The following is a 15,940-nucleotide window of genomic DNA, read 5'->3' on the forward strand; positions in this document are numbered from 1 at the left end:
CCGATAATGCCCGCTGGCTGAATTGCGAGGGGCCCATGCGCTTCATCACCGACACCATTCCCGTTCTCAAGGCCCGCCTGGCGCGCGGCGAAACCAGTTGCGAGGCCCTGGTGGCCGGCGCCCTGGAGGCCGCGGCTGCACCGGCGGCAGCCAGCGTCTTCACCACCTTGTACCCCCAGGCCGCCCTGGCTGCCGCCCGCCACGCGGATGCGCAGCGCGCTGCCGGTGTGGCCCTGCCGGCCCTGGCGGGCCTGCCCGTCAGCATCAAGGACCTGTACGACGTGGCCGGCGAGACCACGCTGGCCGGCTCGGTGGTCTGCCGCGGCGAGCCTGCGGCCGGTGCAGACGCGCCGGCCGTGGCCCGGCTGCGCAACGCCGGTGCGGCGCTGCTGGGCAAGACCAACATGACCGAGTTCGCTTTCTCGGGTGTGGGCATCAACCCCCATCACGGCACGCCACGCAACCCGGCCGATGCCGGGGTGGCGCGCATTCCCGGGGGCTCTTCGTCGGGGGCCGCCGTCTCGGTGGCCCTGGGGCTGGCCGTGGCGGGTCTGGGCTCGGACACTGGCGGCTCGATCCGCATTCCTGCGGCCTTGTGCGGCCTGGTGGGCTTCAAGAGCACGCAGTCGCGCGTGCCACGTCAGGGCGCACTGGAGTTGTCGCGCAGTCTGGACACCGTGTGCGCCATGACCCGCAGCGTGGCCGACTGCCTCACGGTGGATGCTGTGCTGGCCGGTGCGCCGCTGCCCGTGCAACGGCGCCCGCTGGCCGGCCTGCGTCTGGCCCTGCCGCAGACCGTGCTGCTCGATGGCCTGGCGCCCGAAGTGGCCCAGGCCCATGCCCGTGCGCTCACGCGGCTGTCGGCGGCTGGCGCTCAGTTGATCGACATCCCCCTGAGCGAGCTGGCCGAGATCCCGCGCTTGAATGCGCCCGGCGGGTTCTCGCCGGTCGAGGCCTATGCCGTGCATCACCAGCGCCTGGCCCGGGCGCGGGGGCAGTTCGACCCCCGCGTGGCCGCCCGCATCGAGTTGGGGGCGCCCGTCACGGCCCGCGAGTACATCGCCATGCAGGACCACCGAGCTGACTGGATCGCCCGGGTGGAGGCGGTTCTGGCGGGCTTTGACGCGGTGCTGTGCCCAACCGTGCCCGTGTTGGCGCCGGCCATCGACGAGCTGGTGGCGTCTGACGAGGCCTTCTTCAAGGCCAATGGCCTGCTGCTGCGCAACACCTTTGCCTTCAACTACCTCGATGGCTGTGCGTTCAGCCTGCCCTGCCAGCCCGCGGGCGAGCTGCCGGTGGGGCTGATGCTGGCCTCGGTGCGCGGCGACGATGCGCGCCTGGCCAGCGTGGCGCTGGCGGTGGAGCAGGCGCTGGCCTGAGGCGCCTTGAGGCGCCCTTGGGCGCCAGGCTTGTCAGCGTCGCCTGGTGCGTTTTCAGCCCGGCGGGCGGCGCAGTTCGCCCAGCGCCTCGCGGGCCGATGACGCCACCCGCGCCGCATCGCGCAGGGCCACCTGCAGGCGTCGGTTCATCCAGGGCAGCACGTCCTCACTGAGCGGTTTTTCCGGCAGCAGGTCCAGCCCAGCGTCCAGGGCGGCTGCTTCAACCTGGGTTTCCACCTCGCTGTTGCCCGGTGGCCGTTGGCCTGGGGTCAGCAGCGTGTCCAGTGTCTTCTGGGCCGCCTGCACGGCGGCCTGTGCTTGCGCCCGTTGCAACTCGGAGCCCTCGCGCAACTGCATCATGCGCAACATCGACAAGTGGGCCATCAGGCGCTGGGCGTGGTCCAGCAGGCGGGTCAGGGGCTGAAGCGGCAGTTGCACCTGGCGCGGCTCGAAGCTGCTGCGTTGCAGCGCGGTGGCCAGCAGGCTCAGGGCGTCGTAGGCCTGGCGCCGGGCCAGGCGCTGGGCCACCGTGCGCTCGGGGTGGGCCGGGTCGTGCGGGGCCAGTGCCGCATGGGCATAGGCGCGCAGCGCCAGCAGCAGGCGCGGTAGCGCGCGGGGCAGGGCCCGCCGCTCCCACGAGGGCAGCACAAAGCAGAAAGCCCAGGCCATCAAGGCGCCCAGCAGGGTGTCGCCCAGGCGCTCGGCAATCGGAAAGCCGATCGCCGGGTGGGCCAGATGGGCCTGCAACAGCGCCATCACCGTGGCCGCCGAGGCGGTGACCAGGTAGCGTTCCACGGCGAAGCTGTGCGCCAGGCCGACGGCCATCAAAAAGGCCAGTGTCAGCACCCAGGGGGCGTGTACATGGGCCAGCCCCATCACGATCAGGCAGCCCAGCAAGGTGCCCAGCACCCGGATGTTGCGCCGCGACAGCGTCTGTTCCAGGTTGCCACGCAGCACCACGGCCACGCTCAACACCAGCCATTGGGGGTGCGCGGTCCAGGGCAGGGCCAGTGCGATGTAGTAGGCCGCGCCCAGCGCCAGCGCGGCCCGCAGGGCGTGGCGCAGCACGGGCGAGGCCAGGCTCAGATGGGGCTTGAAGGCCGACAGCGGCCAGCCTTCAGGGGCCACGAAAAGTTGCAGTTCCTTGCGTGTCAGTGGCAGTTCACCGTCGCCTTGGCGCAGCAACTCATGGATGGCGTCCACGTCATCGGCCAGGTGTTGCACCCGGTTCACCAGTGCGGGCAGCAGGCGCGCCCGCACGTCGTCCGATTGCAACAGCGGGTGGGTCATGAATTGGTCGCGCAAGGCCAGCCGCAGCGGCGGCTCGTCTTCATCCGGGGGCGGCAGGCCACGCACACCGGCCTGGGCCTGGTCCAGCCGGTAAGCCAGGTGCCGCAGGCGTGCTGCCAGGGCGGCCCGCACCTGCAGGGCCAGTTCGTCGCTGCCCAGCAGCTCCAGGTCGAGGCGGCTGGCCAGCAGGATGTCGCGCAGGTCGATGGCCCGCAGCAGCATGCCGGTGTCGCGGCGTGCGCGGGCCGAATCCGGGGCGGCAAACAGCAGGTCGCGGGCGGCCTGCAGGCGTTCGGCCAACACGGCTTCGTCGCGCACCCAGGTCTGCAGCGAGTCCCGCGCCTGGTCGGTCTCAGCGGCCCCTTCCACGACCCCGGCCCTTGAGCGCAGCAACTGGGCCGTGGCGTCCAGTGCCGTCGCCAGGGCCAGGCTGCGGTAGCGCGGTTGCAGCAGGCGCACCAGGACCTGGGCCCAGACCAGGTAAACGGCCGAGCCTGCGAGGGTCCAGAGCAGCAGTTCGCCGGGTGGGGTGCCCGGGGGCATGCCCATGGTGAAGACGATGGCCAGCACGGCCGAAAACGACACCGGCCCGGCCCGGGGGCCCCAGGCCAGGGTCATCATGCCCAGGAACACCAGGCCCATGATGGCCAGGCCGAGCACCCTGGGGTAGGGGTCAAGGGCGGCCACCGTCCAGGTGGCCAGGGCGCCCAGGGCGGCCGCCAACAGCACCCGGTGCAGCGAGCGCCGCGGTGTGGTGGGCACATCGGCCAGGCTGGAGAACACCGCGCCGCTGCTGGCCAACTGCGCCAGGTGCAGCGTGGTTTGGCTGCCGAACAGCCACTGGATCAGGCCGATGCCGAGCGCCACCCCCAGGCCGTTGAGAACATGGGGGGGCAGGCGGAGCAGCCAGGTCAGGGGGTAGAAAGAACGCATGGGCAAGGCAAGAGGGGGCTGTCGGAGACCTGCGGCAGCATAGCGTGAGCCGGCGGCCTTGTCTGTGAGGATGTAACCGGATGAACGGCTCGCCTTCAGGCCACGCCTGGGCTGCTTCGGGCCTTGCCGCTGAAGTGGCTGGGGGGCTGTCCCATGGCGGCTCGGAACATGGCCGTGAAAGCACTCTCGCTGGCGTAGCCGCTGGCGGCCGCCACCAGGCTCACCGGCTGGCCGCGGGCCAGCAGGGGCAGGGCATAGGCCAGCGTGGCCTGCTGGCGCCACTGCTGGTAGCTCAGGCCCAGTTGCTCGCGGAACAGGCGAGCCACGGTGCGCTCGCTGGCGCCCACGCTGGCCGACCACTCGGCCAGCGTGGCCCGTTCACCCGGGGCCCTCAGCACCGCTTCGCACAGGGCCCGCAGGCGCTTGTCGCCGCCCTCGCGCGGGGGCAGGGGTACGCCCATGCGGATCTGCGGCGCCTGCAGCAGTTCATCGCACAGCAGGGGCTGGATCAGGCGCTCGCGTTGCAGCAGCGCCTGTTGCCTGATTGGCTCGACCCGGCTCAGCTGGGCGTCGGAGTGGGTGTCCAGGCTCAGCACCAGGGCGCGCATCAGCTCGGTGACCTCGATCACCACGCAGCCTTGCCAGGGGGCCTGCTGCGGGGCCGCCAGGTGGTGCAGGTAGAGGGTGTGCAAGTCGGCGTCTTCCACCACATTGATTGAATGGCTCATGCCCGCCGGCACCCAGACCGCCCGGGAGGGCGGCACGATGAAGGTGCCGTCGTCGGTGCTGAGGCGGCACACGCCATTGAGCGAGAAGGTCAGCTGGGGCCACTCATGGTGGTGCGGCACCACCTTGGTCTCGGCCTGCAGGTGGCGCATCTTGGCGCGCAACGGCCGATCCGCCGTGGGCAGGTAAAGGTGTGGGGTGAGGCTGTCGACCACGTCGCCGGCGGGGCGCACGGCCACCGGCCGGAGGGCGCTGCGTCGGGTGAGGGGGCGTCGGGTGGCGGGCATGTCGGCGGGCTGATTTGTCTTGATTTCGATGGATTATGTCTTTTCATCGTCAACAAGACGAGCGCGCTCCCCCTAACATGACCCTCGTCAAGCCACTCGGGAGCCTGTTTCATGTCCACTACCGCCCACGCCTTGCCCGTGCCCACTGTTCGTCAGGATGCCACCCTGATCGGCCTGGTGGGTCTGGCCCACGGCATCAGCCATTTCAGCCAGCTGGTGCTGGCGCCCTTGTTTCCCTGGCTCAAGGACGCCTTTGGCGTGAGTTACACCGAGCTGGGTTTTGTGCTCACGGTGTTCTTCGTGGTGTCATGCATCGTGCAGGCGCTGTCGGGCTTTGTGGTCGACCGCTACAGCCCGCGCCCGGTGCTGTTTGCCGGCCTGGGCCTGCTGGGTGTGGCCCTGCTGGGCTATGCCGCGGCGCCCAGCTACTGGATGCTGCTGTGCTGTGCCGTGCTGGCCGGCATGGGCAACGGGGTGTTCCACCCGGTGGACTACACCTTGTTCAACCGCAAGGTGGCCACCACCCGCCTGGGTCATGCCTACAGCGTGCACGGGATCACGGGCAGCCTGGGCTGGGCGCTGGCCCCGGCCCTGGTGGTGCCCTTGGCCATGGCTTTTTCCTGGCGCGTGGCGTTGGCCAGCGCGGGTGGGCTGGCGCTGGTCGTGCTGGCCGTGCTGTGGTTCAACCGTGAGGTGCTGAGCTTGCCCGGCGCCGCAGCCGTGCCCAAGCCTGCATCCTCTTCCTCGGCCAAGAGCACCGCTGCGGCGGCTGGCGGCCTCGATTTCTTGCGCATCCCGGCGGTGTGGATGTGTTTCGCGTTCTTCCTCTTCTATGCCATGGCGCTCAGCGTGGTGCAGACCTTTGCGCCGGAGGCCGCCCGGCAATTGCATGCCGTGCCCGTGACCCTGGTGGCGGTGTGCCTGACCATCTACATGGTGGCCAGCGCCGGTGGCATGGTGCTGGGGGGCTTTCTGGCCTCCGATCCCACGCGTTGCGAGCGCATCGTGGCCGTGGGCATTGGCCTGGCGGCCCTGGTGGCGCTCAGCCTGGCGCTGGCCCCGGTGCCGGCCAGCCTGGTGCCGGTGCTGTTCGGCTTCATGGGCTTTGCCAATGGCATTGCCGGCCCTTCGCGCGACCTGCTGGTCAAGCGCTCCACGCCCGAGAACGCCACCGGCCGTGTCTATGGGGTGGTGTACGCGGGGCTGGACATCGGCCAGGCCATCTCGCCGCTGGTGTTTGGTCGGATGATGGACCACGGGCAGTACACCAGCGTGCTGGTGGGCCTGGCCGTGGTGCAGGCCGTGTTGATCGCCAGTGCCTTCAATGTGCGGCGGGTGCGCCGCACTGCAGCGGGCCTGCAGCCGGCCTGAGCCCGGGGAGGGCAGGGCCGTTTCAGGCCGTTGGGGCGACGGGGTCGAACACCACCGGGTGGGCGGGGCATGCACGCACGCCGATCCAACTGCCCACGGGGTGCTCCAGATGGCTGGGCACCTGGGCCAGCAGCCGCTGGCCGTCGGCCAGGCGCAGCTCGTACAGCGATTCGGCGCCGCGGAACAGTTTGCGAACAATCTCGGCCTGGGGCGCACCCGGGGCCGGGTCGCAGGCCACATCGCTGGCGCGCAGCAGCACGTCGCAAGGGCCGTCGGCGCGGTGCGCCGGGGCTGGCAGGGGCCCCAGGGCGGTGTCGATCCAGCGCTGGCCGGCCTGATGTTGCACGCGGCCGGGCGCGAACACCCCGTGCCCGATGAAATCGGCCACAAAGCGGCTGGCCGGTTCGCGGTAAACCGTGCCGGCGTCGGCCCACTGGTGCATCCGGCCTTGTGACATGACCCCGATCAGGTCGCCCAGGGCAAAGGCTTCCATCTGGTCGTGGGTGACAAAAAGCGCGGTGGTCTGGGCTTCCTTGAGGATGCTGCGCACCTCGTGGGCCAGGCGCTCGCGCAATTCCACATCCAGGTTGGAGAACGGTTCGTCGAGCAGCATCAGGTGGGGCTTGGGCGCCAGGGCCCGGGCCAGGGCCACCCGTTGTTGCTGGCCGCCCGAGAGCTCATGCGGAAAGCGCTGGGCGCTGGAGCGCAGCCCCACCAGGCCCAGGACCTCATCCACCCGCTGGGCCTGCTGGGCCCGCGGCTGGCGGTGCAGTCCGAAGCGGACGTTGTCCGCCACGCTGAGGTGGGGGAACAGCGCGTAGTCCTGGAACACCATGCCGATGCGCCGCCCCTCCGGTGGCACATGCCCGCCCTGGCCGCTGACCCACTCGCCGGCCAGCCGGATGGTGCCGGCACTGACGGGTTCGAGGCCGGCCACGGCGCGCAGCAGCGTGGTCTTGCCACAGCCCGAAGGGCCCAGCAACACCCCGATCTCGCCGGCCTTCAGGCCCAGGCTGGCGCGGTCCACCGCCAGGTGTTCGCGGCCGGGATAGCGGATCTCCAGATCAAGGACTTCAAGAAACATGGGGCGATTGTAGGGAGTCCATGGGCCGTCATATTGGCTCCTACAATGCCGCATGATTTTTCGTCCGGGCTTCTTCTCGCGTGCCGTTCTCTGGGGGATTGCGCTGTTGCTGGCCCTGCCGGTGCTGGTGGTGATCGGGGCCTGGCTGCAGTGGAATGAAGGCTCGCACGACCTGCTGCGCAACATGCTGGACACGGTGTTGCCCCGCTATGCTGCCACCACCGTGCTGCTGTCGCTGGGGGTGGGTGTCGGGGTGGTGTTGCTGGGCAGCCTCTGCGCGGTGCTGGTGTCCCTGTTCGACTTTCCACTGCGCCGCACCTTTGAATGGGCCTTGCTGCTGCCGCTGGCCATGCCAGCTTATGTGCTGGCCTATGCCTACACCGACTTCCTGCAGTTCAGCGGCCCCTTGCAGACCTGGATGCGTGCGGCCTGGGGCCTGGAGGGGCGCCTGCTGCCCAACATTCGCAGCGTGGGGGGCGCGATCGGCGTCTTCATCCTGGCCTTGTACCCCTATGTCTACCTGCTGGTGCGCACGGCCCTGGCACAGCGGGCCCAGTTGCTGATGGAGGCGGCCCGCCTGCTGGGGGCGTCGCTTGGCCGGCGGGTGTTCCGTGTGGCCTTGCCGATGGCCCGGCCCGCCATGGCGGCCGGGGCGGCCCTGGCCCTGATGGAGACCCTGGCCGATTACGGCGTCTCCAGCTACTTCGGCATCCAGACCTTCACCGCCGGCATTTACAAGGCCTGGCTGGTCATGGAGGACCACATTGCCGCGGCTCAACTGGCCACTGTGTTGTTGCTGATCGTGGCACTGTTGTTGACCTTGGAACAACGTTCCCAGGCTCGCCTGCGATTTGCCAGCCAGCGGCTGGACCGGGCTTCGGCAGGCTCGACCGTGCTCAGGCTGGGGGGGTGGCAAGCCGGGCTGGCGATCGGCCTTTGCGCGCTGCCCGTGCTGCTGGGCTTTGTGTTGCCGGTGGGCTTCATGCTGCGCGCCCTGCACGCCGCCGGCGAGGTGGCTCTGCCCTGGGCGCGCTTCGGTCGCTGGGCCTTTGACAGCCTCGCATTGGGCCTGGGCACCGCCGTGCTGGCCAGCTTGCTGGCCCTGTGGCTGTCGGCCCAGTCGCGCCTGTACCCCGGCACCCAGATGCGTTCACTGTCCTATGTGATCGGCCTCGGGTATGCCGTGCCCGGTGCCGTGATCGTGGTCGGACTTCTGCTGCCTGTGGGCTGGGTGCAGTCGCGCTGGCCGCAAGGGTCGGTGGGGTCTTTGTTGACCACCACCTTTCTGGGGCTGATCTGGGCCTACCTGGTCCGCTTCGTGGCCGTGGCCTTGCAATCGGTGCAAAGCGGCTACAGCCGGGTGCCGGTTCACCTCGATGACAGCGCCCGCATGCTGGGTGTGGCGGGCTGGGGCCTGCTCAGGCGGGTGCACCTGCCGCTGCTGCGCCAGCCCATGATGGCCGCCATCCTGCTGGTGATGGTGGATGTCATGAAGGAGCTGCCCGCCACCCTGGTGTTGCGGCCCTTCAACACGGACACCCTGGCTGTGATCACCCACCAGCTGGCGCGCGATGAACGCTTGGGCGAGGCGGCCTTGCCGGCCCTGGCCCTGGTGCTGGCAGGCCTGGTGCCGGTGATCATGCTGAGCCGGACACTGCGCCGCCGTTAGTCTCGCGCAACACCTTGTATCGCGTGTGTTGATCTTCATGAGAATCATTCTTGTTCGTGATAGCATTTGCTTTCCTTTGCGTTGATTCGCAAAGTGATTGCAATTTCTTCACCCGAATCGACACCTTCTGAGCTGACCTTGGCGAGGCCCTCACACATGCGACGCATCCTTCCGATCTTCTTGTTGGCCCTTGCGGCGCCGTGGCTGTCCGCGCATGCGGACGAGGGCTCGGTCAACCTCTACTCGGCACGCCATTACCAGAGCGACGATGCCCTCTACAGTGCCTTCACCAAGGCCACCGGCATCAAGATCAACCGGGTCGACTCGGATGACGCCGGCATCCTCAGTCGCCTCAAGGCCGAAGGCAGCGCCTCGCCTGCCGATGTGATTTTGCTGGTGGATGCGGCCCGCTTATGGCGTGCCGAGAACGACGGCCTGTTCCAGCCGATCCGCTCCAAGACGCTTGAAGAAGCGATCCCTGCGCAGTTCCATGCCCAGCCCAAGGCCGATGGCGGCATCGCCTGGTTCGGTTTCTCGACCCGTGCCCGCGTCATCGTCTTCAACAAGATCAAGTACCGCAAATCCGATTTCGACACTTACGAAAAGCTCGCCGATCCCCAGTTCAAGGGCAAGCTCTGTACCACCACCGGTTCCTCTCCCTACAACGTGAGTCTGTTTGGTTCGATGATCGAGCACATCGGGGCCGCGGCCACCGAAACCTGGTTGCAGGGCCTGGTCAGCAACATGGCCCGTTCCCCCCAGGGCGGTGACACGGACCAGATCCGCGCCGTCGCCAGTGGGGAATGCAGCGTGGCCCTCTCCAACAGCTACTACTACGCCCGCCTGATGCGCTCCAGCAACCCCGAAGACCGTGCGGTGGTGGAGAAGGTGGGGGTGGTGTTCCCCAACCAGTCGAGTTGGGGCACGCACGTCAACGTGGCCGGCGGTGCCGTGGCCCGCTACTCGAAGAACCAGGCCAATGCCGTCAAGTTCCTGGAGTACCTGGCCAGCCCCGACGCACAGAAGCACTTTGCCAATGGCAACAACGAGTGGCCGGTGGCCAAGGGCGTGCAGTTTGACAACGCCGCCCTCAGGTCGATGGCGGGCGGCGGCACGTTCAAGAGCGAAGTCATCCCGGTGAGTGCCGCTGGCCAGAACCAGACCAAGGTGCAGCAGATGCTGGACCGCGTCGGCTACCGCTGACCCTTTTCCCCAGGTTGTGGCCGCCGCTTGCGGGGGGCGCCACGCCATTTTTCAAATCAGCCAGCGACTGCACAGCGCAATGCGGGTCGTCAGCCATCGGCCTGGGCTTTGGCCTGGGGCCCACCCACACACTGGAGTTTTCATGCAACGCAAAAAGATGTCCCGAAATCAGCCTGCTGCGACGCGTCAGGCCGTCACCGTGCCCGGCAAGGTGCTGCCCCTGGCGGCGCTCATGTTGGCAGGTTCGCTGGGCACGGCCCAGCAGGCGCTGGCGCAGAGCGAGGAAAAGTCCCTCAGCACCGTGACCGTCAAGGACACCAAGGAGGGCCCGACCATTGCCAAGGAGAGCCTGCTCGTCAAGCAGACCGGCATCGCCAAGGGCAACCAGGACATCCGCGACATTCCCCAGACCGTGACGGTGATGACCGAGCACTACATGGACGACCGCAATTTCGATGATCTGCGCGAAGTGCTGAAGTCGGTCTCGGGCGTGACCTTCCAGGCTGGCGAGACCGGTGAGGAAGACGTTCGCATCCGCGGCTTCTCGCTGCAGCAGGCCGGCGACATCTATGTCGATGGCCTGCATGACAACGCCATGGTCCAGCACGACACCTTCAACCTCGACCGGGTCGAAGTGCTCAAGGGTTCGGCCTCCATGCTGTTCGGCAAGGGCTCGACTGGCGGGGTGGTCAATCAGGTCAACAAGCAGCCTTTCCTGATGGACCAGAGCGAGATCAACGCCACGGTGGGCAACGGCCGCTCGGCCCGGGTCTCGGCGGACATCAACCGCCAGACCGGCGAGTCGTCGGCCTTCCGGGTGAACATCATGCGCCAACAGGCCGACAACTGGGGCGCCACGGTCAAGAAGGAGGGCGTGGCCCCCACCTACCGCTGGGGCATCGGCGAGCGCGACGAGTACTCGATCGGCATGTACCACCTGCGCACCGAGGGGCGCCCGATGTACAACCACCCCTGGCTGATCAACAACGGCAGCACCACCGCCAGCAACAACAGCAGCGGCACCATCACCCCCGTGCTCGACGCCACCGCCTACTACGGGCTGGCCAGCGACTACCTGCGCACCGAGTCCAATTACGGCACGGTCACCCACAAGCGCCGTCTCGATGGCGATGCCGAGATCAAGACCACGCTGCGCTATGGCCACTACTCGCGTGACCTGTTGGCCAGCAACATCAGTTGGGGCAGTGTGACCACCGCGTCCAGCCTCAGCGACAGCACGGTGCTCAACCGCCGCTTCAAGGCGCGTCGCAACGACTCCAACATGCTGCAGGTGCAAAGCGAGTACACCGGCAACGCCCACTGGGGCGGCCTCAAGCACAGCCTGGTGGGCGGCGTCGATTACTACGACCAGCGTGCGCTGCAGAACAACAATGCCACGACCGGCCTGGCCACGCCCCCCACCACCACGGTGGGCAACCCCGACAGCGGCGCCTATGTTCAAGACACCCGCTCGGTCGCCATGGCGCCCTTCCGCGCCCGTTCGCTGGGCTTCTACGGCCAGGACGTCATGAGCCTGACCGAGCAGATCAAGCTGGTCGGTGGCCTGCGCTACGACCGCTTCATGGGCAAGTATGGCGACACCAGCGGCAACAGCTTCAGCATGGACAACAACCTCTGGAGCCCGCGCCTGGGGGCCATCTGGCAGCCCAACGACACCTCGTCGTACTACGCCTCGTACGGCACCTCGTACAACACCTCGGGCGACACCTACCAGTACGGCACCGTCAACCTGAGCCTGTCGGGCACCAGCGCCACGCTGCTCAACACCCCGCCGGAAAAGAGCCGCAACTTCGAGCTGGGCGCCAAGTACGACGTGTTCGACAAGAAGGGCCTGTTCGGCGTGGCCTTGTTCCGCAGCGAGAAGTACAACGAGCGCAACACCGACGTCGACACGGCGGCCAACCAATACCTGCTCTCGGGCAAGCGCCATGCCACCGGCATGGAGTTCAATTTTGCCGGCCGCCTGACCTCGGCCTGGGAGGTGTTCTACAACCACACCTGGATCCCCTCGGCCAGCATCGACGTGAGCAGTGTGGCCTCTACCAGCGCCGCCCAGCGCCAGGGTGACCGCCCGGCCCTCACGCCCAAGCACAGCGCCACCCTCTGGAGCACCTACCGCGTGCTGCCGGGCTGGCGTGTCGGCGGTGGTTTGAACTACCGGGGGGCTCAGAATCCTGACCAGAACCGCAACGTCGTGGCCCCGGCCTTCACCACCGTCGATGCCATGGTCGAGCACAACCTGACCAGCAACACCCTGCTGCGCTTGAACGTGAGCAACCTGACCAACAAACTGTATGCTGACCAGCTCTACCGAGGCTTTTACGTGCCCGGTGCGCCGCGTCGCATCGAGCTGAGCGTCAAGGCCCTGTTCTGACCTGGGGAGTCCATGCTGCTGCAACTCAAGAACCTGCTGAGCGCCGAAGAGCTCAGCACCGCCCGTGCCCTGCTCGGGGACGAGGCCCCTTGGATCGATGGGCGCAGCAGCGCGGGCATCCAGGCCCTGACCCAAAAGAACAATGAGCAGCTGGCACAGGACAGCGAGGCCTCACATGCCCTGCAGGCCCTGATCCTCGGGGCCTTGCGACGCGATCCGCTGTTCTTCTCGGCGGCCCTGCCGCGCAAGATCTTCAACCCGCTGTTCAACCGCTATGGCGGGGGCAGCAATTTCTATGGCCCGCATGTGGACGGGGCGGTGCTGCACTCCAAGGCCTCGCAGGAGTGGGTGCGCACCGATGTTTCGTGCACCGTCTTCCTCAGCGACCCAGCCGAGTACGACGGCGGCGAGCTGCTGGTGCAGGACACCTATGGCAGCCGTGGCGTCAAGCTGGCGGCCGGCGACGCGGTGCTGTACCCCGGCACCAGCGTGCACCAGGTCACCCCGGTCACGCGCGGCCACCGGGTGGCCAGCTTCTTCTGGATCGAGAGCATGGTGCGCAGCGATGAACAGCGCCGCATCCTGTTCGACCTTGACATGAACCTGCTCAAGCTGCGCGCCCAGTTGGGCGAGACCCCCGAGACCACGGCCCTGACCGGGGTCTATCACAACCTGTTGCGGCAATGGGCCCAGACCTGAAGGCCCTGCCCACCACCTTGCCCGACTACGCTCTGCGGGCGCGGGAGCGCCTGACGCCCGAGGCCTGGGCCTATTTCGATGGCGGCGCAGGCGATGAATCGACCCAGCGCCGCAACGTGGCCGCCTGGGCCCGCTGGGGCTTGCGTCCCCGGGTGCTGCAGGACCTGCGCGAAGGCCACACCCGCGTGACGCTGCTGGGTCGCGAGCTGTCCACCCCCCTGATCGTGGCCCCCATGGCCTACCAGTGCTGGGCTCACCCTGACGGCGAGCGCGGCATGGCCCTGGCAGCGGCCAGCCAGCAGTGCGGCTTGGTGCTGAGCCAGCACAGCACCACCCCATTGCAGCAGGTGGCTGCCTTGGTCCGCGCTGAGCCCGAACGCGGGCCGCTGTGGATGCAGTTGGCCAATGGCGCAGACCGGGCGGGGCTGCTGGAGGTGGCCGCCGAGGCCGAGCGCGCCGGCTACGAGGCCCTGGTGCTGAGTGTGGACGCGCCGGTGCAGGGTAGCCGAGATCGCGTGCGCCGCCTGGCGGCACAGCCCCCCGCCAGCCTGGTCACACCGCACTGGCGAGCCGCCACAGCGGCGGCGGCCGGCCTGTGCGGCGGCACCGTTGAACACGCCTTGCGCTGGGACGATCTGGCCTGGCTGCAAGAGCGCACCCGCCTGCCGATGCTGCTCAAGGGCATCACCCACCCGCTCGATGCCTGCCAGGCGGCGCGGCTGAACGTGGCGGGCCTGGTGCTCAGCAACCATGGTGGTCGGGTGCTGGACACCCAGGAAGCCACGGCCGAATGCCTGGCCGAAGTCGCGCAGGCGCTGCAGGGCGATGTGCCCTTGCTGGTGGACGGCGGCCTTAGGCGCGGCACCGATGTGTTCAAGGCCCTGGCCCTGGGCGCCCAGGCCGTGCTGATCGGCCGGCCCTGCCTGTGGGGCCTGGCGGCGCATGGCGCCATGGGCGCGGCCCATGTGCTGCGCCTGCTGCGCGATGAGTTCGAGATGGCCCTGGCCCTCTGCGGCTGCCGTTCGCCCGCCGACATCCGCCCCGACCATCTGAGGTGGCTGGCGGCCCTGCCTGCTGAATCCGACTGAAGCCGGCGCACTGGCGGCGCGAAGCCATTACGATCCGGAGTTCTTCCATTTCACCTGAGAGAACTCCGCATGGCTGAGCAGCAAAGCGCAGGACATTTGTTGGTTGAATGCCTGATCGCCCAGGGCGTGGACACCGCCTTCGGCGTGCCCGGTGAAAGCTACCTGGCCGTCCTGGACGGCTTCCACCGCTACCGCGACCAGATCCGCTTCATCACCTGCCGACAGGAGGGGGGCGCCGCCTTCATGGCCGAGGCCGCCGGCAAGCTCACGGGCCGCCCCGGGGTTTGCCTGGTCACCCGCGGGCCGGGGGCCACCAATGCCTCCATCGGCGTGCACACCGCGTTCCAGGATTCGACGCCCATGGTGCTGCTGGTGGGCGATGTGGGCAGCGATTTTCGTGATCGCGAGGCCTTCCAGGAGATCGATTTCCAGAGCTTCTTCGGCCCCAGCACCAAGGGCATGGCCAAGCGGGTCGAGCGCATCGATGATGCCCGCCGCATCCCCGAGTACATCGCCCGCGCTTTTGCCACCGCCATGAACGGCCGCCCGGGCCCCGTGGTCCTGGTGCTGCCCGAAGACATGCTGACCCAGACCGTGAGCGCCACCCCGCTGCCGCGGGTCGATGCCGTACAGGCCTGGAGCGACCCGGGCTCGCTGCGCGATCTGCGCGGCCTGCTGCTGCAATCGCAAAAGCCCTTTGTGATCGCCGGCGGCGGCGGCTGGACCCCGCAGGCCGCCCAGGCCCTGCAGCGCTTTGCCGAGAACTGGCAATTGCCGGTGGGCAATGCCTTCCGCTTCCAGGACACCTTCGACAACCACCACCCGCTGTACGCCGGCGATGTGGGCATCGGCATCAACCCGCGCCTGGCCGCCCGCATCCGCGAGGCCGATCTGGTGATCGCCATCGGCCCGCGCCTGGGCGAGATGACCACCAACGGCTACACGCTGCTGGAGGCGCCGCGCCCGCGCCAGAAGCTGGTGCACATCCACGCCAGCGCCGAAGAACTCAACCGGGTCTACCAGGCCGACCTGGTCATCAACGCCAGCATGAATGCCGCCGCCCGCAGCCTGGAGGTGCTCAGTGCCCCGGTCAGCCTGCCCTGGGCCGACTGGACCGCTGCCGCCCACGCCGACTACGAGGCCAACCTGCAACCCCAGGCCTTGCCAGGCCTGGACACGGCGCAGCCCGGCGCGATCGACATGCCCGCCGTGGTGGCCCTGCTGCAAAAGCACCTGCCGGCCGATGCGGTGCTCACCAATGGCGCAGGCAACTTTGCCAGCTGGGTGCACCGCTACTTCCGGCACTTCGGCCTGGCCCGGGGTCACAAGACGCAGCTGGCGCCCACGGTCGGGGCCATGGGCTATGGCGTGCCGGCCGGCATTGCGGCCAACCTGCTCACTGGCCGGGTGGCTTTCACCATCGCGGGCGACGGCGACTTTCTGATGAACGGGCAGGAGCTGGCCACGGCCAGCCAGCACGGCGGCAAGAGTCTCATCGTGCTGCTCAACAACGGCATGTACGGCACCATCCGCATGCACCAGGAGCGCGAGTACCCCGAGCACATCAGTGGCTCGGCCCTGGCCAACCCCGACTTCTGCGCCCTGGCCCGCGCCTACGGCTATGCGGCCGAGCAGGTCACGCGCACCGAAGACTTCGAAGCCGCGCTGCTGCGCGCCCTGGCCTGCGAGCGCGGCACCGTGATCGAGATCCCGCTCAGCCCCGAGGTCATCACCACACGCAGCACCCTCACCGCGATCCGCGAGGCGGCGCTGAAACGCTGACGCGCTGATGTGCCCCCTGGGGCTCGGTTTGACC

11 protein-coding genes are annotated in these 15,940 nt (G+C 68.4%); 8 read left to right on the forward strand and 3 right to left on the reverse strand.

What is annotated here, in order from left to right:
- Positions 1-35 precede the first annotated feature (35 nt).
- Positions 36-1,379: an amidase gene (locus tag AC3WUT_RS09575; protein WP_492346847.1), complete on the forward strand. Its 1,344-nt coding sequence runs from the start codon at positions 36-38 to the stop codon at positions 1,377-1,379.
- A 54-nt stretch (positions 1,380-1,433) separates the two neighbouring features.
- Here AC3WUT_RS09575 and AC3WUT_RS09580 read toward each other — a convergent pair whose 3' ends face one another.
- Together AC3WUT_RS09580 and AC3WUT_RS09585 are read right to left on the reverse strand one after the other, a co-directional pair.
- Positions 1,434-3,602 (reverse strand): FUSC family protein, encoded by a 2,169-nt coding sequence (locus AC3WUT_RS09580; RefSeq protein WP_492346848.1) that lies wholly within the window; start codon positions 3,600-3,602, stop codon positions 1,434-1,436.
- A gap of 95 nt (positions 3,603-3,697) precedes the next feature.
- Positions 3,698-4,615: an AraC family transcriptional regulator gene (locus AC3WUT_RS09585; protein WP_492346849.1), complete on the reverse strand. Its 918-nt coding sequence runs from the start codon at positions 4,613-4,615 to the stop codon at positions 3,698-3,700.
- Between the two features lie 111 nt (positions 4,616-4,726).
- Between AC3WUT_RS09585 and AC3WUT_RS09590 the strand changes: the two genes are divergently transcribed.
- Entirely contained in the window at positions 4,727-5,986 is a 1,260-nt protein-coding gene (locus AC3WUT_RS09590; RefSeq protein ID WP_492346850.1) for an MFS transporter, read from the forward strand.
- Between the two features lie 22 nt (positions 5,987-6,008).
- Here the strand turns inward: AC3WUT_RS09590 and AC3WUT_RS09595 are convergent, their stop codons facing one another.
- Complete coding sequence (locus tag AC3WUT_RS09595) at positions 6,009-7,070, reverse strand: ABC transporter ATP-binding protein (protein WP_492346851.1); 1,062 nt, start codon at positions 7,068-7,070, stop codon at positions 6,009-6,011.
- 52 nt (positions 7,071-7,122) lie between these two features.
- On the opposite strand from AC3WUT_RS09595, the gene AC3WUT_RS09600 reads away from it, so the two are divergent.
- The 6 genes from AC3WUT_RS09600 (at position 7,123) to AC3WUT_RS09625 (ending at position 15,906) form a co-directional block, all read left to right on the forward strand.
- Positions 7,123-8,739, forward strand: coding sequence for an ABC transporter permease (locus tag AC3WUT_RS09600; protein WP_492346852.1), 1,617 nt, complete (start codon positions 7,123-7,125; stop codon positions 8,737-8,739).
- Positions 8,740-8,895: 156 nt separating this feature from the next.
- On the forward strand, positions 8,896-9,942 hold the full coding sequence (locus AC3WUT_RS09605) for an extracellular solute-binding protein (RefSeq protein ID WP_492346853.1): 1,047 nt from the start codon (positions 8,896-8,898) through the stop codon (positions 9,940-9,942).
- Positions 9,943-10,084: 142 nt separating this feature from the next.
- Positions 10,085-12,337, forward strand: a complete 2,253-nt coding sequence (locus tag AC3WUT_RS09610; RefSeq protein ID WP_492346854.1) for a TonB-dependent receptor — start codon at positions 10,085-10,087, stop codon at positions 12,335-12,337.
- A gap of 12 nt (positions 12,338-12,349) precedes the next feature.
- The gene (locus AC3WUT_RS09615; protein ID WP_492346855.1) at positions 12,350-13,036 is read left to right on the forward strand and encodes a Fe2+-dependent dioxygenase; all 687 of its coding nucleotides are present in this window, start codon (positions 12,350-12,352) and stop codon (positions 13,034-13,036) included.
- Positions 13,021-14,124: an alpha-hydroxy acid oxidase gene (locus tag AC3WUT_RS09620; RefSeq protein WP_492346856.1), complete on the forward strand. Its 1,104-nt coding sequence runs from the start codon at positions 13,021-13,023 to the stop codon at positions 14,122-14,124. Before AC3WUT_RS09615 ends, AC3WUT_RS09620 begins: the two co-directional genes overlap by 16 nt.
- 69 nt (positions 14,125-14,193) lie before the next feature.
- A complete protein-coding gene (locus tag AC3WUT_RS09625) occupies positions 14,194-15,906 on the forward strand; it encodes a thiamine pyrophosphate-binding protein (protein WP_492346857.1) in 1,713 nt (570 codons plus the stop codon).
- Positions 15,907-15,940: the final 34 nt, after the last annotated feature.

It is taken from the genome of Curvibacter sp. EU05-FHT14A10, assembly GCF_058791075.1.